The following is a 23,016-nucleotide window of genomic DNA, read 5'->3' as shown; positions in this document are numbered from 1 at the left end:
ATCCATGCCCCCAGCGACCCACATCACTGCCGCCCCGATCGCCCGCAAGGCCCCAGGCACCGACCCGTACGCCTGGCTGCAAGCGCGTGACAGCGCCGAGGTGCTCGATTACCTCAAGGCGGAAAATGCCTGGCAAGACGCTCAACTGTCCGACCAGCAGGCGCTGCGCGAGACCCTGTTCGAAGAGATCAAGGGCCGCATCCTCGAAACCGACCTGTCCCTGCCCTCGCCTTGGGGCCCGTACCTGTATTACACCCGCACCACCGCCGGCGACGAGTACGCCCGCCACTACCGCTGCCCGCGCCCGGCGGATGACAGCCAACAGGTCGACGAAAGCGCGGAAGAGCTGCTGCTCGACCCGAACGTACTGGCCAATGGCGGCTTTTTCTCCCTTGGTGCCTTCAGCATCAGCCCGGACCACCAGCGCCTGGCCTACAGCCTGGACACCAACGGCGAAGAGATTTACACCCTCTACGTGAAGGAATTGGCCACCGGCAAGGTCAGCGAACTGGAGTTCGAAGATTGCGACGGCAGCATGACCTGGGCCAACGACAGCCTGACCCTGTTCTTCACTGAACTGGACGACACCCACCGCCCGCACAAGCTGTATCGCTATCGCCTGGACGGTACCGCCGCCGAAGAAGTGTTCCACGAGCCCGACGGCCGTTTCTTCCTGCACTGCTACCGCTCAAGCTCCGAGCGCCAGTTGCTGCTGGCCCTGGGCAGCAAAACCACCAGCGAGATCTGGGCCCTGGACGCCGAGCAGCCGCAGCAGGCGTTTACCTGCCTGGCACCACGGGTCGAAGGCCATGAATATGACGTCGACCACGGCAAGCTGGACGACCAGTGGACCTGGTTTATCCGTAGCAACCGCGACGGCATCAACTTCGCCCTGTTCCAGGCCGCCGACACCGGCAGCGTGCCGACCCAGGACGACTGGCAGAACCTGATCCCCCACGACGACGCAGTAATGCTGGATGGCGTGAGCCTCAATGCCCGGGCCATGACCCTGAGTTTGCGGATCGGTGGTTTGCCGATCATCGAAGTGCGCCCACAAGGCCAGGCCGCTTATCGGGTGGAATTACCGGATGCGGCCTACAGCCTCTATGTGCAAAACAGTCTGGAATTTGTCAGCGACAAGATCCGCCTGCGTTATGAAGCCTTGAACCGCCCGGCCCAGGTCCGTCAGCTGGAACTGGCCAGCGGCGCACAACAAGTGCTCAAGGAAACCCCGGTGCTGGGCGTGTTCAACGCCGACGACTACGTCAGCCAACGGTTGTGGGCGACGTCGGCGGATGGCACTCAGGTGCCGATCAGCCTTGTAGTCCGACGCGACCAGTTGGGTAAGCCAACGCCGCTCTACCTGTACGGCTATGGCGCGTATGGCCAGAGCCTCGACCCGTGGTTCTCCCACGCCCGCCTGAGCCTGCTGGACCGTGGCGTGGCCTTCGCCATTGCCCATGTGCGCGGCGGCGGCGAACTGGGCGAAGCCTGGTACCGCGCCGGCAAGCAGGAGCACAAGCAAAACACCTTCAGCGACTTTATCGCCTGCGCCGAACACCTGATCGCCCAGGGCCTGACTACCTCCAAGCAACTGGCGATCAGCGGCGGCAGCGCCGGCGGCCTGTTGATTGGCGCAGTGCTCAATCAGCGCCCGGAGCTGTTCCAGGCGGCGATTGCCGAAGTGCCGTTCGTCGACGTGCTCAACACCATGCTCGACCCTGAATTGCCGCTGACCATCACCGAGTACGACGAATGGGGTAACCCTGAGGAGCCCGAGGTGTATGAGCGGATCAAGGCCTACGCGCCGTACGAAAACGTCAGCGCCCAGGCTTACCCTGCGACGCTGGTGATCGCCGGCTACAACGACAGCCGCGTGCAATATTGGGAAGCGGCCAAGTGGGTGGCCAAGCTGCGCGATACCAAGACCGACGATAACCTGCTGCTGCTCAAGACCGAGTTGGGCGCAGGCCATGGCGGTATGAGTGGGCGTTACCAGGGATTACGTGACGTAGCACTCGAATATGCATTTGTTTTCAAGGCGCTGGGGCTGATTTAAGGAACTCCGCCTGGCGGGCGGGTCTGAACACCTGACCGCCGGGCGCGCGCCCTGCACGATTTATGGACGAAGACTGTAAGCCTCATGCCAGAACCGACCTTACTCAATAACGAAATCCGCGACATGCTGATGGATTGCGGCCTGTTCGACCCGTTGCTGCCGGAAGACTTCCACGTAGCGGCGGGCTATTTCAACATCAGCACCATCGCCCGCGATGAAGTGATATTCCTGGAGGGCGACGCCGGCACCTTCATGTGCATCATCCACTCAGGCCAGGTGGCGGTGCAGAAGACCAACCATGAAGGTCAGCGGCTGACCATCGCCACCTTGCGCAGTGGACGGGCCTTCGGCGAGATGGCCGTGCTGGATGGCGAGCGCCGGTCCGCCAGCTGTGTGGCAGCCAGCGATTGCGTGCTGTTGAACCTGGGCAAGGATTCCCTGGAAAAAATGCTCAACGATGCACCGAAAATCGCGGCCAAGATCATTCGTGCGATTGCTATCGCCCTGTCCAGGCGCCTGCGCATGGCGGACGGGCAATTGCTGTCCCAGCAGTTTTAACCGCCTGGGGTCTTGGGCTTGATGTCGTTCTGCTGCAAGCCCGGGATTGTCTGGTCCTTCGGCGGCGTGGGCAGCACGATAGGCGCCAACAACGGTTCACCACTGCCGGCCGCCTTTGGCGTCGCCGGTGGCGTGACTTGCGGGTACGGTGTGGGCGTTGCAGTACCCGGCGAACCCGCAGTGGGCGCGGGGGTAATCGGTACGGTTTGCGACTCCTGAGCCTGGGCCACACCGCCAAGGGCGAGCGCGCTCCACACAATGACCGTTAGAATGCTGCACTTCATCGATGGCTCCATGGCCTGACCGTAAAGTCGTAAGGCTACTCCCAACCGCGCAAGAATGCCCTTCCCAATGAGATTTCCATGAAACGTTTTGTTCTGCTGGACACCACCCCGATCCCCGACAACGGCGGTGCCTTGTGCCTGTTCGAATACGGTGAGGATTTTGTCATCAAGATTCAGGGCGGTGACGGTGGCCAGTTGATGAACACGCGCATGCACGGTTCCGAGGATGCGCTGGCGGAGATTCCGTGCCGTAAGGTCGCCGGTCGGCCCGGCTCCAGGGTGTTGATTGGCGGCCTGGGCATGGGCTTTACCCTGGCGGCGGCGCTCAAGCATTTGGGCAAGACTGCCGAAGTGGTGGTCGCCGAGTTAGTGCCTGGCGTAGTGGAATGGAATCGCGGGCCGCTGGGGGAAAAGTCCGGCCGCCCGCTGCTGGACCCGCGCACCGTGATCCGCCTGGAAGACGTGGCCAAGGTGCTGCAGGCCGAGCCCCAGGGCTTTGATGCGATCATGCTGGACGTCGACAACGGCCCCGAAGGCCTGACGCAAAAAGCCAACAGTTGGCTGTATTCCGCTGGCGGCCTCAGCGCCTGCGCCAAGGCCCTGCGCCCCAAGGGCGTGCTGGCCGCGTGGTCGGCCAGCGCCGACAAACAGTTCAGCGACAAACTGCGTAAGGCCGGCTTCAAGGCCGAGGAAGTGCAGGTGTTTGCCCATGGCAACAAGGGCACGCGGCATACCATCTGGATTGCTGAAAAGCTCAAGGGCTAAGCATTAACTGCGTGGGTTGCCGTCAGATCGACCGGCGCAGTCGATTCAAATGCCTCAAGCCTTCCAGCACCAACACAACCACCGCCAGCCAGATCGGCAGGTAGGTCATCCACTGGCCCGGCTTGAGGGCGTCTCCCAGCATCAGCGACACAGCCACCAGCAGCACCGGCTCTGCGTAACTGAGCAAACCGAACAGGCTGAACGGCAACAGCCGGCTGGCCATGATGTAGGAATAACCCGCCGCTGCGCTGACCAATCCCATCAGTGGCACCAGCCAATAGAGCGCCGGGCGTTGCGCCAGGGTCTCGCTGATCGGCTCGCCACCCAGGCCGAACCACAGTGCGACCGGGATCATCAGCATCATGTCCAGCCACAGCCCGCCCAGGTTGTCGGTGCCGCAACGCCGACGCAGCACGAAATACATTGGATAACCCACGCACACCACCAACGTGGTCCAGGAGAACCCGCCCGTGCGGTACAACTCATTGGCCACGCCCACCGCCGCCAGCGCTGCGGCTATCTTTTGCAGATGTGAAAGGCGTTCGCCGTAAACGATGCGGCCAGTGATGACCATGGTCAGCGGTAACAGGAAATAGCCCAGCGACACATCCAGGCCGTGGCCATTGAGGGGCGCCCACATGAATATCCACAACTGCACCCCCACCAGCGCACTGGTGACCACGACACAGGGCAGCAGCGCGGGTTTCTCCCGCAGCCGTTTGTAGATCAGCGGCACCCACTTCCAGTCCCCGGAGACGACCAGCAGCAACGTCATGAAGGGCAACGAAATGAGCATTCGCCAGCCAAATATCTGCTGACCATTCAAGGGCTCAAGAAGGGAGGTAAAGAAATACAGCACACCAAACAGGAAGGAAGCGGAAACCGCCAGAACAACACCTTTAGACACAACAGCCTCTACAAAAAATTGCATGTTTTAAATTGAAGCCGGTCGTTATATTCACGCAGTGCGAATAGGAGCGAGATGAAGATCAGAACTTATTAACAGGCACCACAAATTTATAACTCATGAAGACATAAGCCCTAAGTTATAAACTTACGAGAACAGGTTAATTCGTCGATTTTTTTATTATTTGCAAGACGATCATCAGACTCTTCAACCAACCCGGTTTCGGTCATTGGAAGCAGCACGCTCTGGACGAGCGCCTCTGATTTGAAACGCCACAACGTCAGCCACAGGGGCTGATATCGTGAAGGGAAATCCCGATTTACGGGAAACTAACAGTTGCCAGGAAAGACCTGGGCCATTGAATACCTGACAGTGGGCCAGGAGACGCCACACTAAAGAAGCTGCCAACGTTAGTCCACTACTTTCTTGCCCGCTCTAACTATTTTTAGATTTCAACTAATTAACTGCATTTATATCGATATCAGGTCGACCATTACTGTATATTTAGCCGCTATACACTTTGCAGAAGCGACACAAGGCCGCCCCCGCCAGCCGCCAACTATTTGCTTCTACTGTCGATAACGTAGGGCACTTTCTTTTCGAAGGTACTCTTCAGTTCTTTGCGATTCAGCGTGGTGAAACCGCCGAGTTGCCGGGCGTTGAAGCCGCTGTCTCCCACCGGCGCATCCGGCGCCAGGCTGACCATGCGCTGGGCGACCGCTTCGATCGCATCCTGATACCCGCCCTGCTTGTTCAGGTTGAAGGCGCGCAGGTCAATCAGCGGCCGCAGCCAGTTGCCCCAATAAAACTCCAGAAACTCTGGCACGACCGCGCCCGAATTCGGTTTGCCATAGGACGCCTTGCGGGCGAAGTACACCAGGCTGCGGAAGGAATCGTCACTCAGGTTCTTGAAGCCCAAGTGCGCGGGAAGTTGCGCAGGCGTTATGGCTTGGCCGTTGCGGTCCTTGAGCCAGACCTTGTGGCCTTGTTCCATGCGTTTCCAGAAGGTTGCCATGTCCGGGCTATTACTGAAATCGTCCGTCACCCTTACCCACATCTTCAACTGCGGCCCGGCGCCCGGCTGCTCCCACAAAGTGCTGAAACTGTGGTGACCGTCAGTCAGGTACAACTGGCCTGCGGGACCGACCACCACGGTTTTCATGTCCGCCGGATGAGTGCCCACCGGCTCTTTGCAGGTGAAGCTGTCGGGATTCTGCAGGTTCGCATCCTTGGGAACCTTTTTGGTGCCGCCCTGGCCATTGGTTTCGCAATATTCGTCGAACACCAACTTGGGTGATTCGGCGAACACCCCCAGCTTGTAATGGATCTGATCAAAGCCGATGACCGCCTGGGTCGGATGAAGTTGTTCCAGTGCCACATCAATCACCTGGCCCGGCTTGGGCGTGGATAACGCCTGGGCTTGAACGCTGACGGCGAATAACAGCAACGCCCACCATCCTGTATGCATCCGCATGGGTACCGCTCCTTATGAATTCAGTTCACCGATACTACAAACAATCCCCCGACACCTGCGCGTACTGCAGCTGAAAAAGCCGGAGGTTTATTGCCCCGCAAGCAGCTAGAATCAACGCTATCCGTGATCCACTAAAAGACAGGAGCCATGATGAGCTCGACCAACCCGCCCTCCCACACCGCCAAGCTGGACCGCATCCTCGCCGATGCCCAGCGTGACCGGGAAATGGGCTACCGCGACAAAGCCCTGAAGATGTACCCCCACGTGTGTGGCCGCTGCGCCCGCGAATTCGCCGGCAAGCGCCTGAGCGAACTGACCGTACACCACCGCAACCACAACCATGACGACAACCCCCAGGACGGCTCCAACTGGGAGTTGCTGTGCTTGTATTGCCACGACAACGAACACTCGCGTTATACCGACCAGCAGTATTTCGGCGAAGGCTCCACCAGCAGCCCGACGATTGCCAAGGCGACCCACAACCCGTTTGCGGCGCTGGCCGGGCTGATGAAGAAAGACGACTGAGTATCTTCGCTGAATGTGACGGCCCCATCGCGGGCAAGCCCGTCTCCCACAGGGGAATGCATTCCAAATGTGGGAGCCGGGCTTGCCCGCGATAGCGATCGCCCAAGCAATACATTAGCCCGAGGCCGTATAATTGCGGCTTTTCTCGAAGGCACCCTTTCCCGTGGGCACTAAACGCTACAGTTGCATCGGTCTGTACAACCCCAAATCCCCCGAAAACGTCGGTTCGGTGATGCGCGCCGCCGGCTGCTACGGCGTGGCCTCGGTGTTCTACACCGGCAAGCGCTATGAGCGGGCCCGGGACTTTATTACCGACACCAAGAAGGTCCACCACGACATTCCGCTGATCGGTATCGACGACCTGAAAAAGATCCTGCCCCTGGGCTGCATCCCCGTCGCCGTCGAGCTGGTGGAAGGCGCACGCCCTCTCCCCGAGTACACCCACCCGGACCGCGCGCTGTATATCTTCGGGCCGGAAGACGGCTCCCTGGATAAAGAGATTCGCGACTGGTGTGAAGACGTGATCTACATCCCGACCACCGGCTGCATGAACCTCGCCGCCACCGTCAACGTGGTGCTCTACGACCGCTTGGCCAAGGGCAACAACACCCGTTCGGGTCCCAAGTACTGATTTTTTGGGAACGTCCGAGGCCTGTGTGCAGTCAGTTGCATATCAATAAGCCTTTGTTGGAGACAGATCATGAGCGACAGCAAAACCCTGCGACCCGTTATCCGGTCCACGCCGTTCGAGAGCCAGCCCACGCAAAACGTCCAGGGCTGGGAACGCATCGGCTCCCTGGCTGGCGGTATAGTGATGATGGGCAAAGGCCTGCGCCGTGGCGGCTTTTTCGGTTTGATCCAAGTAGCGATTGGCGGCGTGGCGCTGGCGCGCGGAATCAGCGGGCACAGCTCGGCGAAAGAGTTGCTGGAGCGCAGCCGCCAGGAGATGAACACCGTGCGGACCAAGATCGAACGCGCCGGTGAGGAATTGAAAAACCTCAAGACCAAGGCAGAAGTGGCGGCCGAAAAAGCGACCAAAACCACGGGTTAACCTCGATCAAATGTGGGAGCGGGCTTGCTCGCGAAAGCGGAGTGTCAGTCACCGAAAGTGTTTCTGACACACCGCTTTCGCGAGCAAGCCCGCTCCCACATTGGTTTCAGTGCAGCAGTTTGGTATCGAGTACTACCGACGACTCGCCAATAATGCTCTCGCCCAACTGCACAAACTCCTTTGTGCTGATGCTGTTCAAGCGCATCACCGCCTGAGTCAGATCATCCAGCGAGCGTTTGTTGTGGGTTTTCACACGAATCTCGCGGTCCAGTTCCTGCAACAGCACCACCGCCCGTGACACCGTCGCGCCGTTGGCGTGCTCGACCCGCAGGGTGGTCACGTCCTTGCCTTCCTTGGCCAGCCGGGCCTGTATCGCGGCGTAACGATCGTCACTGATGCCACCCGCACGGCGCATCAGCTCAATGGCGTAATACTGCGCCAAGCCCTCGCTGATCCAATCGCTGCCTTGATGGTCGTTGAAGCGACCGATGGCCTGCACCACTTCACGGATCAACGGGCTGCTGCCGTTTTCACTGACCAGCGGTGTACGGCTGTTGAGGTAGATCGAGTCCCGCGCCGAGTAAGCACCACGCCGCATTGGGTCACTGGCGCCTACTACCAGCAGTTTTGCCGGGTGCCGTGGGAACGCCGCTTGTACTTGGGGCCAGACAAACGTCAGCAAGGTCAGCACATCCATGCGGTGCATACCCTGACCTTTAGGTGAAGCCACGGTGATCTCGGTTTCCCCCAGGCGCATCCGGCGGCTGCCCAGGTTGCCGGCGAGCATCCAGCCGGTAGGCCGGTCAAACAGGCGGGAAACGTTATCGATGCGAAATTTATTCTTGCCGATACGCGGCCAGGACGTCTCGACGCTTTTCCAGCCGGCGGGCAGTTCAAACATCAGGCGCGACACCAGCTCAATGCCGTCCTGTTGATCCAGGCGTGCGGCGGGCACCAGGTCTTCGCCGCGAAACAGCGCCCAGCTCGGGCTCATGCGTGCTTCGTAAACGCCCTTCTTGCGTGCGTGGGTCAGGCGTACACGGTAGGTCAGGCTGGCCTTGTCGGCGCCGGGCTGCCACAGGCCACGGCTGTCACCCGGCGTATTGCCGGGCAACACCTGCCATTGACCATCGGCCTTGAAGTCGCTGTAGTCGCCGTCGCGACCCAGGTCGAAGTTGAGGCTGCGCACAGCAGAGCCCTGAGACAGGCTCAAGCGCACCTCTGCCTGATCACTTTGGGGCAGCAGCTTGACGTGATAGTCCAGGTCGACTTTCTTCGCAGCCCACGCCGACGTACTCAATGCGAGCAACAGCAGGCTTGCCGCCAGCTTGGCTCCAACCGTCATACACACTCCTTTTCAGCCCGCACGGAAAATCAGGTAATCCTCCCAGTCATCCTCGGGCACGCTGCCTTCGCTGAGCATGCGCCCGGACTGGGATATGCGTTGCTGGTGCACGACTTCGCGATCACCGCAAACCAAGTGGTGCCAAAGCGGTAGCTCCTTGCGCTCGCTGACCAGCCGGTAACCACAGGTAGGCGGCAGCCATTTGAACTGGTCGGCCTGGCCCGGGGTGAGCTGGATGCAATCGGGCACCGAGTCCCGGCGGTTGGGGTAATCGGTGCACTGGCAGGTTTTCAGGTCCAGGAGTTTGCAGGCGATGCGCGTGTAATAGACGCTGTTGTCGTCTTCATCCTCGAGCTTTTGCAGACAGCACAGGCCGCAGCCGTCGCACAACGACTCCCACTCATCCTGGTCGAGTTGTTCGAGGGTTTTGCGGATCCAGAAAGGTTCGACTTTAGCGGCCATGGCTCTACATCAGTATCGGTATGTTAAAAGGCCGCCAGTCTAGTGCCCATGGGCCCCGGGGCCAAGCGCTTACGACTGCCGGTAGAACAAGACTTGTCAGCCACCCGGCGGCGAAGTAGTTTTGAACCCCGGTTTTTCATCAGGATCAGCCCAATGAGCAGCAACCCACGCGTCGCCGACTACCCGATCCACCCACAATTTACCGACCGCTGGTCACCGCGCGCCTTTACCGGCGAAAGCATCCCGGTGGACACCCTGCTGAGCTTCTTCGAAGCCGCGCGCTGGTCGCCATCGGCGTACAACTCGCAGCCGTGGCGCTTTCTCTACGCGCGCCGCGACACGCCGAACTGGGAACGTTTCCTGGGCCTGCTGAACGAATTCAACCGTGGCTGGGCGCAGCATGCCTCGGCACTGGTAATCGTAGCGTCGAAAACCGACTTCCTGGTACCGGGCGCCACCGAAGAAACCCCGGCCCTGTGGCACACCTTTGATACCGGTTCGGCCTGGGGCCACCTGGCGCTGCAAGCGAGCCTCAGCGGCTGGCACACCCACGGCATGGCCGGTTTCGACCAGGAACTGACCCGCAAGGAATTGAAGATTCCTGAAGGTTACGCCCTGCACGCCGCCGTGGCGATTGGCAAGCTGGGTGACAAATCGACCCTGGCCGATTACCTGCAAGCCCGGGAAACCCCGAGCCCGCGCAAGCCGTTGAACGAGTTGGTATCGGAAGGGGATTTCAACCTGTAAGGCAATGCGGGAGCCGGCTTCCCGGCTCCCGCGCTATCAGTAACCGCGCTCGAAACTCACTTCACCGCGCAACGTTTCCTGCGCCTGGTACGCCCGTAAATTTTCGACAAACAACTGCACCATCATCCCCGGCGAAGTCGGCGCCGAGCTGTGGCCGGTGAGCAGCAAGCCCCAGGCGGTCCAGAACGGATGGCGCTGTGGCAATGGTTCTTGCCGGCAAACGTCAATCACCGCGCCCGCCAGATGGCCTTCCTTCAAGGCTTCCACCAGGTCCGCATCGACCACCGCCACACCGCGCCCGACGTTGATAAACAACCCGGTCGGCTTGAACTGTTTGAACAACGCCGCATTGTACAAATCATGGGTGTTCGGCGTGTTGGGCAGCAGGTTGACCACGTAGTCCACCTCGCCCACCAGGCGCGGCAACTCTTCCAGCCCGGCGACTTCGATAAACGGCGCCTGCTCACGGGCTTCGCTGGCGATGCCATACAACTCAACACCAAACGGCTGCAGGAACTGCGCAACGCTACGGCCGATATCACCCGTACCCACGATCAGCACCTTGCGCCCCGCCAGGCTCTGGCCCATGCGGTTATCCCACTTGCGCTCGACCTGGCTGACCAGGCGCGCCAGCACTTCACGCTCATGACCGAGCATGTAGGTCAGCACGTATTCGGCCATCACCTGGCCAAAAATGCCTACGGCGCGGGTCAGGCGATAATCCCGGGGCAGGCCTTCAGCCAGCAGCGGCGTGATGCCTGCCCAGGTCGATTGCAGCCATTGTGGCTGATGGCCCTGGCGCAACAAGGTGGCCAGGAGATCCGGCTGGCCCAGCCACACCGGGCAGTCGGCCGCCAGGCGCGACAATTCAGCGGAGTCGCCGCTGGTCATGACCTCAAGGTCCGGCGCCGCTTCGCGCAGCAGACGGGCGTACAGCGGGTGATCGTGTTCAGCAATCAGAACGCGCATGGTTCAAACCTTTCAAAAACACTGCAGGCGGCCGCCGGTCCACTTCACTGTCCCTTGCGGCCGCCGCCAAAAATTGAATTCCATTGATGAATGTGCCCCGGACGGGGCACTGACCGATCACATCGGGTCATTACGTCGCAGCAGCTCTTCGGGCAAGTGTTCGATGTACTCGTCCTCGGCCGGCGGCATTTGCAGGTGGTAGCCCTGCTTCTCGAGGTTCTCCAGAACCACGGTGATGTCCTCGCGGGACAGCTTGCGCTCCGGGCTCAGCACCAGGTCAAAGGCGTGGTGCGGTTTGCCGAAAGCGGCCAGCAGACTTTCCGGCACGCGCTCCAGTGCATCGCTTTTCAGCACGTAGAGGTACATCTCGTTTCGTTTGAGGCTGCGATAGATGGAGCAGATACGTTTCAAGGCTGTTCTCCGGCAGTGGCCAGGCTGTCCAGCAGCGCCTGGCCCATCAATTCGCGGCGCCAGCCACGCAGCGAATCTGGCAATTGGTAAGGCCCCTCGGGGTAGCCACTCTTGACCAGGGCTTCGAGGGTTTTCTTGCGCAGCATCAGTTCCGGCGCCATGTCCAGGCGTTCAGCCTCGGCCTGGCCAAGGGCGCGCAGTTGCTTGATCAGCGTGGCGGCGTCCACCGGCAATGGCTCGGCAACCGCCGGCGGCCACTGGTCCATGGGTACGCTGCCGGCACGTTTGATCAGGCCCAGCAGGAACTCGCCGTCCTGGCGCACCGTGCGCGGGTGCATGTCTTCGATCTTGCCCAGCGCGGCGAGGTTATCCGGCTGGGATTTGGCCAGGGGCCATAACGAGTGTTCACGAATGATCCGGTTGCGCGGCAAGTCCCGGGCACGGGCTTGCTGCTCGCGCCAGGCGCACAGTTCGCGCAATACCGCGAGCTGGGCACGCGACAGTTTCCAGGCCAGCTTGGCGTCGCGATAGACCTCGTACGGGTCGACTTCGCGGCGCAGGTTGGCCACCAACTCGGCACCGTCTTCCAGGACCCAGGCGTATTTGTCGTCGGAAAGCTTCGGGCGCAGGCGTGTGTAGACTTCCGCCAGGTGCACTGCGTCTTCGGCGGCGTAGCTGATTTGCGTCTCGGACAATGGCCGCTGCAGCCAGTCCGAACGGGTTTCACCCTTGGGCAGGTCGATATCGAGGACGGCTTGCACCAACCGCGAATAGCCCATGGAGAAACCGAGGTTCAAATACGCCGCCGCCAGTTGGGTGTCGAACAACGGCACCGGCAAGCTGCCGGTCAGGCGCAGCAACACTTCCAGGTCTTCGCTGCAGGCGTGCACCACCTTGATCACTGCCGGATTTTCCAGCAAGGCGGCCAAGGGTTGCCAATTGTCGATGGTCAGGGGGTCGATCAGGTAAGCGCGAACGCCATCACCGATCTGGATCAGCCCGGCAATGGGATAAAAGGTGTCGACCCGCATGAATTCGGTGTCGAGGGCGACGAATGGCAACTGCTGCCATTCGGCGCAGTGCTGGCCGAGGCTATCGTTGTCGCAGATCCAGTGAATATCGATGGCCACACGGCTCTCCCTTGAAGAATGGCGCGCAGTATATATCGCGAAAGGGAGTTGCGAGCATTCGCAGTACAGCATCCGCCATGAAAACTCTTACAGGAGCTGAAGAATAGTCCGACAGTCGGTACTTATCCTCTCTTACGCAGGACATAGGCCCGCCACATGGCCGAACCGGGCATGAATTCCTGTTGAGTGAGGACCTTGAAACCGGCCTGGCGAAACTCGGCTTCCACTTGAGCCCGGTGGCTGGCGACTGGCGTCCCGGCGGGCTGCAACGCTCGATAGCCGCTGTCACTGTTGACCGAGACGATCACCGTGTCGCGACTCACCCGGTGAAATTCACCGAGCAGCGCCAGGCGCCCTTCGGCCGTCGGCACATGACGAAACAACTCCATGCAAAAAATGCAGTCCACCGCGTTGGCCGACAGGCCGATGGAAAACGCCGAGCCCTGGAAGGTCTTGATCCGCTTGAGCAAGGCAGGCGCGTGGTGGGTACGGGCGTGGTCGAGCATGTCCTGGGAGTTGTCCGACGCGAGGATCACCCGATTGGTGTGCTCGGCCAGTACCGGCCAAAACCGCCCCGTGCCGCACGCCAGGTCAAGAATCAGCCCCGGCTCGCCGGCGATTTTCAGCGCACGGCGCACCAACTGCTCATCGCGCCAAAACCCCAGGCGCCGCAGTAAACCCGGAGGGCGCGTGTCGGCGCAGACCCGGGCATGCTCCTGGCCTGTGCGTTCGGCAAATTCAATCTCGATGGAAGACGGCGGTTGCGACGGCATCACACGACTCTGTTAATGGATCAGACATTCGCAGCTTAACCACTGACTCGTGAAAAAAAGGTCGAAGGATTGTTCGCCGTTCGTACCGAGCCAGTATCCAGCGCACAGCCTGTCTGTTAACTGTCTGTGATCAGGGCTTCATCTTCAGGCCTGGTGCAAATACCAGCGCCAGTCCTGTTCGCCCACTTCGCCCATGAACTGGCGGTACTCGGCCCGCTTGACCGCCAGGTACACGCCGAGGAATTCGCCGCCAAACGCTTCCCGCGCCCAGGTCGAACCTTCGAGTGCGCGCAAGGTGGTCAGCCAATCGGTGGGCAACAACTCCTTGGCCTGGGCGTAACCGTTGCCTTCCACCGGCGCGCCGGGGTCGCGCTGTTCGCGGATACCCCGATGGATACCGGCCAGAATCGCCGCCGCCGCAAGGTACGGATTGGCGTCGGCGCCGCAGATGCGGTGTTCGATATGCCGGGAAAACGCCGGTCCGCCGGGCACCCGCAGTGTGACGGTGCGGTTGTCCACACCCCAGGTGGCGGCCAGCGGCGCGTAGCTGTTGGTCTGGAAACGCCGATAGGAGTTGGCGTTGGGGCAGAACATCAGCAACGAGTCGAGCAAGGTGCTGAGCATGCCGCCCACCGCATGGCGCAACAGCGGCGTGCCGTCGGGGGCTTCGCTGGCAAACAGGTTATTGCCGTCGCGGTCCGCCAGGCTGACGTGCATGTGCATGCCAGTGCCGGCCAGATCATCGAAAGGCTTGGCCATGAAACACGCGGTCATCCCGTGCTTGTGGGCCACGCCCTTGACCAGCCGTTTGTAACGCACCGCCTCGTCCATGGCTTGCAGGGCATCGCTGCGATGTTCCAGGGTGATTTCAACCTGGCCCGGGGCGTATTCGGAAATCGCCGTACGCGCCGGGATGCCCTGGAGTTTGCAGGCGCTGTAGAGGTCAGCGAGAAACGGTTCGATCTGCTCCAGCTCCCGCAGGCCGTAGACCTGGGTCGAGCGCGGTCGGCCGCCATCGACATCCCGCGCCGGTTGCGGGCGGCCGTTGCTGTCGGGTTTCTGGTCAAGCAAATAAAACTCCAGCTCCGCCGCCATCACCGGGTAATAGCCGTCGGCCTTGAGGTCGTCAATCACCTTGGCCAGCAAGTGCCGGGGATCGGCCACGGTGGCGGGCATGCCTTCGGTGGGGTGCATGCTGACTTGCACCGCCGCCGTCGGGATCAGCCGCCAGGGCATGCGCTGCAAACTGCCGCTGACCGGGTAGGCGCGGCAGTCAATATCGCCGACTTCCCAGACCAGCCCGGAGTTCTCCACGTCGTCGCCATTGATGGTCAGGCCGAGGATCGTACTCGGCAGCGGACGGCCACTTTCATAGACCGCCAGCAGCTCATCGCGGTGCAACAGCTTGCCGCGGGGCACGCCGTTGTTATCGAGGATGAACAGTTCGAACATCTCGATATCCGGGTTCTGTTCAAGAAAGGATTGGGCTTCGTGCAGGGTGGCAAAGGGCGTGCTCATGGGCATTCTCATACGTTCGCGTCAGGCAGGCGCACAGGCGCTGCCGGGCAGATGCGCGGGGCATCCATGGGGCAAATCAACGTAGGAGAAAGGTGTCCGGTGGGCGCGCGTGGCGGCAGTGCCACAGCGCCCAGAAGGCGAGTTCGGAGGGAAGCGCATCAGCGGTGATCCGACGACGGTCCGGACGGCTGGACGCGGTAGCGCCTGGCGATGTCTCAGGGTGTGTGCCGGGGGAACCGTCCATGCGCAAATCACAGTAAAGAGATGCCGGGCAGCCTCACACGCGAGGTTAAGCCGTTAAATCCAGTCTTGACGGAGTTTGGTTGTGCCGTGGCTAAACATTTGCAAATAATGGCGTCCCTGCTCATGCCCAAGGACCCGACCGCATGAAAGCTTTGCTGACCCTTTCCCTGCTGGCCGGCCTGTCCGCCCAGGCCCTGGCCGACAGCCCCGTGTCGCGCCTGGATGAAGTGCTGCAACGCGGTGAAATGACCGTCTGCACCACCGGCGACTACAAGCCCTACACCTATCTGCGCCCGGACGGCAGCTATGAAGGCATCGACATTGCCATGGCCCAATCCCTGGCCAAGAGCCTTGGGGTGCAGGTGAAGTGGGTGCCGACCACCTGGAAAACCCTGATGCCGGACTTCCTGGCCCAGCGCTGTGATATTGCGGTGGGTGGTATTTCGGTGTCCCTCGAACGGCAGAAAAAGGCATTTTTCAGCCAGCCATTGGGCGTCGACGGCAAGATCCCGCTGGTGCGCTGCGCCGATGTGCAGCGCTATCAGACAGTGGAGCAGATCAACCAGCCGCAGGTTCGGGTGATCGAGCCTTCGGGCGGTACCAATGAGGTGTTTGCACGGGCGCACTTGGGTAAGGCACAGCTGACGTTGTTCCCGGACAACGTGACGATTTTCGAAGAGCTGCTGGCCAACAAGGCCGACGTGATGATCACCGACGCCAGCGAAGCCCGGTATCAGCAAAAACTCAAGCCTGGGCTGTGTGCGGTGAACCCCGAGCGCTACATGCAATACAGCGAGAAAGCCTTTTTACTGCCTCGCGATGACGTGGCATGGAAGAGTTATGTGGACCAGTGGCTGCACTTGAGCACGGTGACCGGCGTGTATGACGGCATCATCAATCAGTGGTTGGCTGCGCCCTGACCAGATCGACAAACGCCCTGCACGCGGCGCTGCGATAGCCTCCCTTGCGACTGAGCAACGCCGCCGTGCGTTGCGGCAACGGCGGGCTTAGCGGCACCGCCTGCAACCCCGGTTGTACCTGGGCAATCGCACTGGGCAGGATGGTCGCCAACCGGGTGTTCCGTACGATTTCGATAATCGCGCTGATGGAATTGGCCTCCATGGCAATCAGAGGTTTCACCGCCTGACTGCGAAAATATTCATCGATATAGCGGCGCGTGGCGAAGCCTGAGTTCAGCAACACCAGCGGTTGCTGAAGCCACGACTGTTGGCCGATATCAGCATGGCCAGAACTCACCACCACACTCAACGCCTCGACGAACACTCCTTCACACTCGATATCCGGCAAATGCTCGCCGGTAAAACCGATGCCGATATCCAGCAAATCTTCCGTCAGCGCTGCCTCCATGCGGTCCTGGGTCAGTTCCTCGACACTCACTGTAATTCCCGGATACAGCCCGTTAAATCGGGCCAGCAACGGCCCGATCAGGTAAGCGGTAAAGGTCGGCGTCATCGCCAGGCGCAAGCTGCCACGACTCAAGTCCTGCACGTCATGCATGGCGCGGTTGCCGGCCTGCAGATCCTGCAACGCCAGGCGCGCAAACCGCACATAAGCCTCGCCCGCGTCGGTCAGGCTGACGCTTCTGCCGGAGCGATCCAGCAGCGGCGCGCCCAAGGTATCTTCCAGTTGCTTGATCTGCTGCGACAAGGTCGGCTGCGACACATGCAGCGCCTCGGCCGCCCGAGTGAAATTACGGTGCTCGGCGACGGCCAGCAGGTAGCGGATATGACGCAGCAACATGAATGGCTCCAACTATAGGCATGACTTATAGAAACCATAATAAGCCGGTCTTGGACGCTATAGCTGAAAACTTCCATCCTTGCCCCATCAGCGACGCAAGGAGAACCACCATGCAAGACCTCATCGACGGCTTTCGCAAGTTCCAGGGTGAAGCCTTCACTCAACGCAGCGATCTGTTCAAACACCTGGCGACCACCCAAAACCCCGGCACGCTGTTCGTGTCCTGTTCCGACAGCCGCGTAGTCCCGGAGCTGTTAACCCAGCAGGAGCCTGGCGACCTGTTTGTAATCCGTAACGCCGGCAACATCGTGCCATCCTACGGACCAGAGCCCGGCGGCGTGTCGGCCACCGTCGAATACGCAGTAGCCGTTCTCGGCGTCAGCGACATCGTGATCTGCGGCCACTCCGACTGCGGCGCCATGACCGCCATTTCCACCTGCAAATGCCTCGACCACTTGCCTGCCGTGGCCAACTGGCTGCGCCACGCCGAGTCGGCCAAGGTGATCAACGCCGCCCGCACTCACGCCTCCGACGCCGACCGGCTGAACTCGCTGGTGAGGGAAAACGTGATCGCCCAGTTGGCTAATCTCAAGACCCACCCTTGCGTGGCCCTGGCCCTGGAACAAGGCCGGCTGAGCCTGCACGGCTGGGTCTACGATATTGAAAGCGGCGGCATCGACGCCCTGGATGGCCGCAGCGGGCGCTTCGTGTCCCTGCTCGACCACCCGACCACCCGCGCCCACGCGGCTTGAACCTTATTCAACCCCAAGAGGAAATCATCATGTTGCAATCCCAATTCGCCCAATCCCCACGCCTGGCCCTGGCCGACACCGTCATCGACATCAAGGCGCGCAAGAACCTGTCGTGGCAGGACCTCACCGACGGCACCGGCCTGAGCCTGGCGTTCGTCACCGCCGCCCTGCTCGGCCAGCATCCACTGCCGAAAGACGCTGCCGATGTGGTCTGCGAAAAGCTCGGTCTCGACCAGGACGCCAGCCGCCTGCTGCAAACCGTGCCCCTGCGTGGCAGCTTCCCCGGCGGTGTGCCGACGGACCCGACCATGTACCGCTTCTATGAAATGCTGCAGGTCTACGGTTCGACCCTCAAGGCCCTGGTGCACGAGCAGTTTGGCGACGGCATCATCAGCGCGATCAACTTCAAGCTGGACATCAAGAAGGTCGAAGACCCGGACGGCGGCTCCCGCGCGGTGATCACCCTGGATGGCAAATACCTGCCGACCAAACCGTTCTGATTGGCCGGTAAACCGTCTACGCTCTTGGCACACCAACAAGAACGAGGGACGGGTAATGAAGGCAATGCTCCGAGCCACCTGGCTGCTGCTGTTGTGTTTTGGCCAGGTGCACGCCGCCACCGCTGAGGAGGCGGATGCCCAAGCCGCCAAGGCCTTGCTGGAAAAGGCCTTGGCGTATTACCAGACGAATGGTGACAAGGCTTTTGCGGCGTTCAGCCGCCAGGGTGAATTCGTCGATCAGGACCGCTATGTATTCGTGGTCAACACCAAGGGCGTGCTGCTGGCGAGTGGCGGGCCCTCTTCTGCGTTGATCGGGCGCAATGTTTCCGAGGTACTGGGGCCGGATTTGAACAAGTCGTTCAAGGATGCGTTGGGGGTGCCTGAGGGCAGCGGTATTCAGCAGGCCGATTACCGTTGGCAGAATTGGAATGACGGTAAGGTTGAGCGCAAGCATGTGTATTACCAGCGTGTTGGGCAGCGGATTCTGGCCGTCGGCTACTACCTGCCGCGGGCGACGCCGGAACATGCCAAAGCCCTGCGAAACAAAGCCGTCAAGGCGCTGGAGAAGGACCCGGTTGGGACGCTTAAGGCGATCAACGACATGCAGGGTGGTTTTCTGCAGGACGATTTGTATGTGTTTGTGGTTGATCTTGATACCCGGCGCTATGTGGCCCATGGGACGAATCCGCGGTTGGTGAATACGGATTTCAGCAAGATCAAGGATCCCGACGGGAAGCCGGTGGGTGAGCCGATACTGGCGGTGATGGCGGAGCAGGATCAGGGGGAGTACCAGTATCGCTGGAAGAATCCGGTGACGGGGAAGGTTGAGAACAAGCATGCGTACTTGCGCAAAACCGGGCATTTCATGGTGGCTGTGGGGTATTACAGCCCGTGAAGGTCACCTATTTAAATGCTGTAACGCAATCGAATGTGGGAGCGGGCTTGCTCGCGAATGCGGTCTGTCAGCTGATAAGCATGCTGGCTGATACACCGCATTCGCGAGCAAGCCCGCTCCCACATTTTAATCGTAACGTCCTGATTTTTTTCAGCCGGAAAACTTCCTTTGTCGACGGCGGAGTATTTCCCTGATCCGTTTTCGCCTGTAGCGAAGCTCGAGGAACTCTCCACGCATTTCCCGGTGGCGCCTGCTGTTAAGTATCAGCAGGCCCAATAACGGCCAAAATAGACTTTCTGCATATAAAAATGGGGACAGGGAAAATTGGATGGCCGGCAGAGCTATGAGCAGGCACGCCACAAAAAAAACGACCATACCCCACACCCACTGAGGCCGCCCGTACATCATCATAAAATTGCAGAGGGTGATAATGCAGGCCAGCAAAGCAGCAGCGCTCTCATCAAATGATGTCCGCAACACCAAAGGCGCCAAGCGCAGATAGTAATGTTCTATCAGGAAAACTACTGCGGAGCCCCCCAGAAAACCGCAAAAAATAGCGGCCATAAAGATAGGAAAGTAGCGTTTCAAAAATGGCTCCAAAGGCGTCAGATGGATCACTCTGAAACCTCCTCGTAAAGCCCAACCGCAATAGTGCGGATGTTCCCAGACATCGCACTGCCCGCAACACCTAATGCAGCGCCAATAGCATCTTGAATTTGAGCGATAGTCCCTTGCCGGATTTCAGCAGATGAGTAGCGCTTAGGCATATCTCCCATCCTTTGCTTTAACTTGATCAATTTTCGCGTCATTTCCGGCCGATTGATGCTCAGCAGCTCGTTGGTAAGCCTTACCCGTTCTTGGCGATTCAAACCTTTAAGCACCTGGCGCAAACTCTTGCCGGTGGTTTTTCTGAGCACAGTAACGAGTCGAATGGTTGCCATTGACGTCACTCCAGCGCCTAACAATGAAGCTGCATCCAGACCAGCTGTTACAGCCTGGTACCACTCATCACTGTCCAAATAATTATTCTGGGCAGAATTAAAAAGTTCGTTACGAACCCGAACAAACCCGTTAAGACATTGAACGCCACTTGCCAGTCCAGCTGAAACACCAATCGCAGTCACCACGCCCGAGGCACCAGCACTGAACGGGATCAGTGACGTTCCACTGATGGCGACCCTCCAACTAATCAAGGCAGCCGTACAGGCCAATGCCGTATTCAGCAACTCAAACACCACCTGCGATTCCCGCGGCTCATGCTCCAGCCGCCGAATAAACTCCACTCTCCCGACAGAGCGCGGTGCCTCACGCAAAATCACCTTCTTCGGCACGATGCTGCAAATCGGCTGGAACTCACGCAATACAACCGCCCGCAAATTCCCGTCGAGATACACCACCCCGGCCCCGACAATGGCGGGATCGGCGTCGATGGCAGCAAACAGACGGCGCACGTCGATACTGCTTTCCACCCGCTGCCGGGTAGTGAGATGGGCACTGGGAAAGCCGTCTTTCAGTAAGCTGGAAGTCATCCGTTTACTCCTTGGTCTTAAAGAGCGCAGAGCGTAAAGATTCAATCCCCTCGAAGAATGTCGGAAAACTCCTCTTTTCCAGACAGGCACTTCCTGATCACTTCCCACGGTCTTGTGGGCAATATCCGAATTAAGAAAAGGTACGTCCCCCCGCCACTACCGGCGAAACATAAGAGGGAACGACGATGGCAACTGATATGTTTTTGAAACTGGGAGACATCAAGGGAGAGTCAAGGGACCAGGTCCATCGCGACGAGATCGATATCACCGAGTGGAACTGGGGGATGTCCCAGTCGGGCTCCATGCATACTGGCACTGGCGGTGGCGCCGGCAAGGTCAACATGGATAACCTGATGATCACCAAGCGTATGGATAAATCCTCGCCCAACCTGATGATGGCCTGCTCCACCGGCAAGCATTACCCCGAAGCCAGGCTGGTAGTACGCAAGGCCGGGGGCGACAGCACCGTAGAGTATCTGGTGATCACCTTGAAGGAAGTCATGGTCACCTCCTACCAAGCCGACGCAACGGAAACCGCGGATGTACTGACCGAGATTATCGGCCTGAATTTCGCCAAGGTCGAAGTCGGCTATCAACCGCAAAAGGCCGACGGCGGCAAGGATGGCGGCGCCGTCAAGTACGGCTGGAATATCCGCGAGAACATCAAAGTGTGATCGAATGTGGGAGCGGGCTTGCTCACGAATGCGGTGTATCAGCCAGCCTATTTATCAACTGACAGACCGCATTCGCGAGCAAGCCCGCTCCCACATTTAATCTTCATTTTTTCAACTATTTGGCCTTGTCTTCCCGCCCCCGCAACACCCGATTAGGCATGGCAATCGCCGCCGCCAACCCCAACAACGACACCCCGGCACTGACCATCAGCAAATGCCGAAAGGTAATCAGCAACTCCCCCCGCAAAGCATCCTGCGCCGGCCCAGGCGCCGCATTCAAACCATCCAGCAACACATTCCCGGAACTCCCCTCAGCCACCAAGGCACCACTGGCCAAGTGCGCAAAACTGGAATCCTGCAACAACGCCAGCAACAGCGCCGACATACACGCCACCCCGACCGCCCCGCCCAGGGAACGGAACAGATTGGTGGTGCTGGTAGCCACCCCAATATCCCGCTGTTCCACCGAATTTTGCGTGCCCACCAGCGAAGTCGGAAACTGCATCCCGGCGGCAACCCCACACAGCAACATAAACAAACTGGTCACTGCCACAGCCTGCGGCGCACTGAGGGCCATGCCGAGAATCGCGATCGGACTCAGGAAAGCGCCAATCAGAATCATCGGCTTATAGCGTCCAGTCACCGAGGTCATACGCCCGGCGAAGTACGCCCCCATCGGCAAGCCCATCGCCAGCGGCAGCAAATGCAAAGCGGCGCTGTCGGCACCGGAACCGGTCACGGTCTGGTAACGCAGCGGCATCAACACCGTGAGGGAAATCGCCTGGAAACTGGTAAAGAAAATCGTGCACCAACACAACACCGCACTGCGGTTGGCGAACAAGTGCATCGGCAACAACGGCTCCCGCGCCCGACGCTCGTGCCACACAAACACCGTCAACGCCACCAACGCGCAAACCAGCAAGCCCAGCACTTCATCGTCGCGCCAATGATGACCCTGGCCAATTTCGGTGATGCCCAGCAACAGCGCCGTCAAACCGACGATCATCAGCACAGTGCCGAGATAGTCGATCACTGGCTTGCGCTGCGGCACCGGCAGCCCCACCAGCGTGCGATGGGCCACCCACCAGGCGCCCGCGCCCAATGGCAGGTTGATCAGGAACACCCAGCGCCACGACAGGTATTCGGTCATGTAACCACCCAACACCGGGCCGGCCACGCTCGCCACCGCGTACATGCTGCTGAAGTAACCCTGGTAACGCCCACGCTCACGGGGCGGAATGATGTCACCGATAATCGCCTGGCTGACCGAAATCATCCCGCCGGCACCAATGCCCTGGAGGATCCGCGCCAGCACCAATTGCTCCATGCTCTGGGCCATGCCGCAAAACAGCGAGGCGATGGTGAACAGGCCCATGCCGATCAGCATCATCGGCCGGCGCCCGTACAGGTCACCGAGCTTGCCGTAGATCGGCACTGCCACGGTCATCGCCACCATGTAGCCGGAGATCACCCAGGCCAGCAGGTTGACGTCATGGAACTGGGCGGAAATCGCCGGCATGGAGACGGCGACGATGGTCTGGTCCAAGGCCCCGAGAAAGATCGCCATCATCAAGGCGACAAGGACACTGCGAACAGCAGGTGTGGCGGGCTGATTGAGGTTGGTCACGGCAGAACCTGCGAGCAAGGCCCGCGGGAAAAGGAAGCCCGCAGGAATGCTCGTCAG

The 23,016-nt window shown here is 60.1% G+C and carries 26 protein-coding genes; 12 read left to right on the top strand and 14 right to left on the bottom strand.

Annotation, left to right across the window (positions count from 1 at the left end):
- Positions 1 to 4: 4 nt before the first annotated feature.
- A complete protein-coding gene (locus tag ACA046_RS07650; RefSeq protein ID WP_497676215.1) occupies positions 5 to 2,059 on the top strand; it encodes a S9 family peptidase in 2,055 nt (684 codons plus the stop codon).
- 84 nt (positions 2,060 to 2,143) lie between these two features.
- A complete protein-coding gene (locus ACA046_RS07645; protein WP_076014807.1) occupies positions 2,144 to 2,617 on the top strand; it encodes a cyclic nucleotide-binding domain-containing protein in 474 nt (157 codons plus the stop codon).
- Here the strand turns inward: ACA046_RS07645 and ACA046_RS07640 are convergent.
- A complete protein-coding gene (locus ACA046_RS07640) occupies positions 2,614 to 2,901 on the bottom strand; it encodes a hypothetical protein (protein ID WP_017479183.1) in 288 nt (95 codons plus the stop codon). The genes ACA046_RS07645 and ACA046_RS07640 overlap by 4 nt on opposite strands.
- Positions 2,902 to 2,979: 78 nt before the next feature.
- Between ACA046_RS07640 and ACA046_RS07635 the strand changes: the two genes are divergently transcribed.
- Positions 2,980 to 3,666 carry a spermidine synthase gene (locus ACA046_RS07635; RefSeq protein ID WP_497676214.1) on the top strand — a complete coding sequence of 229 codons (687 nt, stop codon included), beginning with the start codon at positions 2,980 to 2,982 and terminating at the stop codon, positions 3,664 to 3,666.
- A 22-nt stretch (positions 3,667 to 3,688) separates the two neighbouring features.
- On the opposite strand, the gene rarD is transcribed toward ACA046_RS07635, so the two are convergent.
- Both rarD and ACA046_RS07625 read right to left on the bottom strand, forming a co-directional pair.
- The gene (gene rarD, locus ACA046_RS07630; protein ID WP_258344222.1) at positions 3,689 to 4,573 is read right to left on the bottom strand and encodes an EamA family transporter RarD; all 885 of its coding nucleotides are present in this window, start codon (positions 4,571 to 4,573) and stop codon (positions 3,689 to 3,691) included.
- 559 nt (positions 4,574 to 5,132) lie between these two features.
- A complete protein-coding gene (locus ACA046_RS07625; RefSeq protein ID WP_497676213.1) occupies positions 5,133 to 6,047 on the bottom strand; it encodes a ParB/Srx family N-terminal domain-containing protein in 915 nt (304 codons plus the stop codon).
- A gap of 150 nt (positions 6,048 to 6,197) precedes the next feature.
- On the opposite strand from ACA046_RS07625, the gene ACA046_RS07620 reads away from it, so the two are divergent.
- From ACA046_RS07620 to ACA046_RS07610, 3 genes are all read left to right on the top strand, one after another.
- Positions 6,198 to 6,572 carry a YajD family HNH nuclease gene (locus ACA046_RS07620; protein ID WP_003210675.1) on the top strand — a complete coding sequence of 125 codons (375 nt, stop codon included), beginning with the start codon at positions 6,198 to 6,200 and terminating at the stop codon, positions 6,570 to 6,572.
- A gap of 163 nt (positions 6,573 to 6,735) precedes the next feature.
- Positions 6,736 to 7,203, top strand: coding sequence for an RNA methyltransferase (locus ACA046_RS07615; RefSeq protein WP_167662725.1), 468 nt, complete (start codon positions 6,736 to 6,738; stop codon positions 7,201 to 7,203).
- A gap of 69 nt (positions 7,204 to 7,272) precedes the next feature.
- A complete protein-coding gene (locus ACA046_RS07610; RefSeq protein WP_497676212.1) occupies positions 7,273 to 7,623 on the top strand; it encodes a YgaP family membrane protein in 351 nt (116 codons plus the stop codon).
- Positions 7,624 to 7,729: 106 nt separating this feature from the next.
- On the opposite strand, the gene ACA046_RS07605 is transcribed toward ACA046_RS07610, so the two are convergent.
- Positions 7,730 to 8,968, bottom strand: coding sequence for a hypothetical protein (locus ACA046_RS07605; RefSeq protein ID WP_497676211.1), 1,239 nt, complete (start codon positions 8,966 to 8,968; stop codon positions 7,730 to 7,732).
- 12 nt (positions 8,969 to 8,980) lie between these two features.
- Entirely contained in the window at positions 8,981 to 9,430 is a 450-nt protein-coding gene (locus tag ACA046_RS07600) for a YcgN family cysteine cluster protein (protein ID WP_459026793.1), read from the bottom strand.
- 153 nt (positions 9,431 to 9,583) lie between these two features.
- Here ACA046_RS07600 and ACA046_RS07595 point away from each other — a divergent pair, with 153 nt between their 5' ends.
- Positions 9,584 to 10,177 (top strand): nitroreductase family protein, encoded by a 594-nt coding sequence (locus ACA046_RS07595; protein WP_459026791.1) that lies wholly within the window; start codon positions 9,584 to 9,586, stop codon positions 10,175 to 10,177.
- 36 nt (positions 10,178 to 10,213) lie between these two features.
- Here the strand turns inward: ACA046_RS07595 and ACA046_RS07590 are convergent, their stop codons facing one another.
- The 5 genes from ACA046_RS07590 to ACA046_RS07570 all read right to left on the bottom strand — a co-directional run bounded on the left by ACA046_RS07590 (position 10,214) and on the right by ACA046_RS07570 (position 14,978).
- Entirely contained in the window at positions 10,214 to 11,146 is a 933-nt protein-coding gene (locus ACA046_RS07590) for a D-2-hydroxyacid dehydrogenase (protein ID WP_497676210.1), read from the bottom strand.
- Positions 11,147 to 11,263: 117 nt separating this feature from the next.
- Entirely contained in the window at positions 11,264 to 11,557 is a 294-nt protein-coding gene (locus ACA046_RS07585) for a YcgL domain-containing protein (RefSeq protein ID WP_003210667.1), read from the bottom strand.
- The gene (gene rnd, locus ACA046_RS07580; protein ID WP_063032544.1) at positions 11,554 to 12,687 is read right to left on the bottom strand and encodes a ribonuclease D; all 1,134 of its coding nucleotides are present in this window, start codon (positions 12,685 to 12,687) and stop codon (positions 11,554 to 11,556) included. Before rnd ends, ACA046_RS07585 begins: the two co-directional genes overlap by 4 nt.
- Positions 12,688 to 12,809: 122 nt before the next feature.
- Positions 12,810 to 13,460 (bottom strand): class I SAM-dependent methyltransferase, encoded by a 651-nt coding sequence (locus ACA046_RS07575; RefSeq protein WP_497676209.1) that lies wholly within the window; start codon positions 13,458 to 13,460, stop codon positions 12,810 to 12,812.
- Positions 13,461 to 13,604: 144 nt separating this feature from the next.
- Positions 13,605 to 14,978 (bottom strand): glutamine synthetase family protein, encoded by a 1,374-nt coding sequence (locus tag ACA046_RS07570; protein WP_459026783.1) that lies wholly within the window; start codon positions 14,976 to 14,978, stop codon positions 13,605 to 13,607.
- A gap of 386 nt (positions 14,979 to 15,364) precedes the next feature.
- Here ACA046_RS07570 and ACA046_RS07565 point away from each other — a divergent pair, with 386 nt between their 5' ends.
- A complete protein-coding gene (locus ACA046_RS07565) occupies positions 15,365 to 16,141 on the top strand; it encodes a transporter substrate-binding domain-containing protein (RefSeq protein WP_497676208.1) in 777 nt (258 codons plus the stop codon).
- Here ACA046_RS07565 and cynR read toward each other — a convergent pair.
- Entirely contained in the window at positions 16,116 to 16,982 is an 867-nt protein-coding gene (gene cynR / locus ACA046_RS07560) for a transcriptional regulator CynR (protein WP_459026779.1), read from the bottom strand. The two genes, ACA046_RS07565 and cynR, sit on opposite strands and share 26 nt — an antisense overlap.
- A 110-nt stretch (positions 16,983 to 17,092) precedes the next feature.
- On the opposite strand from cynR, the gene ACA046_RS07555 reads away from it, so the two are divergent.
- Genes ACA046_RS07555 through ACA046_RS07545 form a run of 3 tightly spaced genes read left to right on the top strand, consistent with a single transcriptional unit; the run spans position 17,093 to position 19,129 of the window.
- A complete protein-coding gene (locus tag ACA046_RS07555; RefSeq protein ID WP_459026777.1) occupies positions 17,093 to 17,734 on the top strand; it encodes a carbonic anhydrase in 642 nt (213 codons plus the stop codon).
- Between the two features lie 29 nt (positions 17,735 to 17,763).
- The gene (gene cynS, locus ACA046_RS07550; RefSeq protein WP_076014821.1) at positions 17,764 to 18,234 is read left to right on the top strand and encodes a cyanase; all 471 of its coding nucleotides are present in this window, start codon (positions 17,764 to 17,766) and stop codon (positions 18,232 to 18,234) included.
- A gap of 55 nt (positions 18,235 to 18,289) precedes the next feature.
- Positions 18,290 to 19,129: a cache domain-containing protein gene (locus ACA046_RS07545; RefSeq protein ID WP_497676207.1), complete on the top strand. Its 840-nt coding sequence runs from the start codon at positions 18,290 to 18,292 to the stop codon at positions 19,127 to 19,129.
- A 150-nt stretch (positions 19,130 to 19,279) separates the two neighbouring features.
- On the opposite strand, the gene ACA046_RS07540 is transcribed toward ACA046_RS07545, so the two are convergent.
- Both ACA046_RS07540 and ssp4 read right to left on the bottom strand, forming a co-directional pair.
- Positions 19,280 to 19,747 (bottom strand): hypothetical protein, encoded by a 468-nt coding sequence (locus ACA046_RS07540; protein ID WP_497676206.1) that lies wholly within the window; start codon positions 19,745 to 19,747, stop codon positions 19,280 to 19,282.
- Positions 19,744 to 20,658 (bottom strand): Ssp4 family T6SS effector, encoded by a 915-nt coding sequence (ssp4, locus tag ACA046_RS07535; RefSeq protein WP_497676205.1) that lies wholly within the window; start codon positions 20,656 to 20,658, stop codon positions 19,744 to 19,746. The genes ACA046_RS07540 and ssp4 overlap by 4 nt, the downstream gene beginning before the upstream one ends.
- 185 nt (positions 20,659 to 20,843) lie before the next feature.
- On the opposite strand from ssp4, the gene ACA046_RS07530 reads away from it, so the two are divergent.
- The gene (locus ACA046_RS07530; RefSeq protein ID WP_459026769.1) at positions 20,844 to 21,332 is read left to right on the top strand and encodes an Hcp family type VI secretion system effector; all 489 of its coding nucleotides are present in this window, start codon (positions 20,844 to 20,846) and stop codon (positions 21,330 to 21,332) included.
- Between the two features lie 115 nt (positions 21,333 to 21,447).
- Here the strand turns inward: ACA046_RS07530 and ACA046_RS07525 are convergent, their stop codons facing one another.
- Positions 21,448 to 22,959, bottom strand: a complete 1,512-nt coding sequence (locus ACA046_RS07525) for an MDR family MFS transporter (protein ID WP_497676204.1) — start codon at positions 22,957 to 22,959, stop codon at positions 21,448 to 21,450.
- Positions 22,960 to 23,016: the final 57 nt, after the last annotated feature.

This window comes from Pseudomonas sp. LBUM1641 (assembly GCF_059716235.1).
This window is presented reverse-complemented; position numbering and strand designations above follow the sequence as displayed.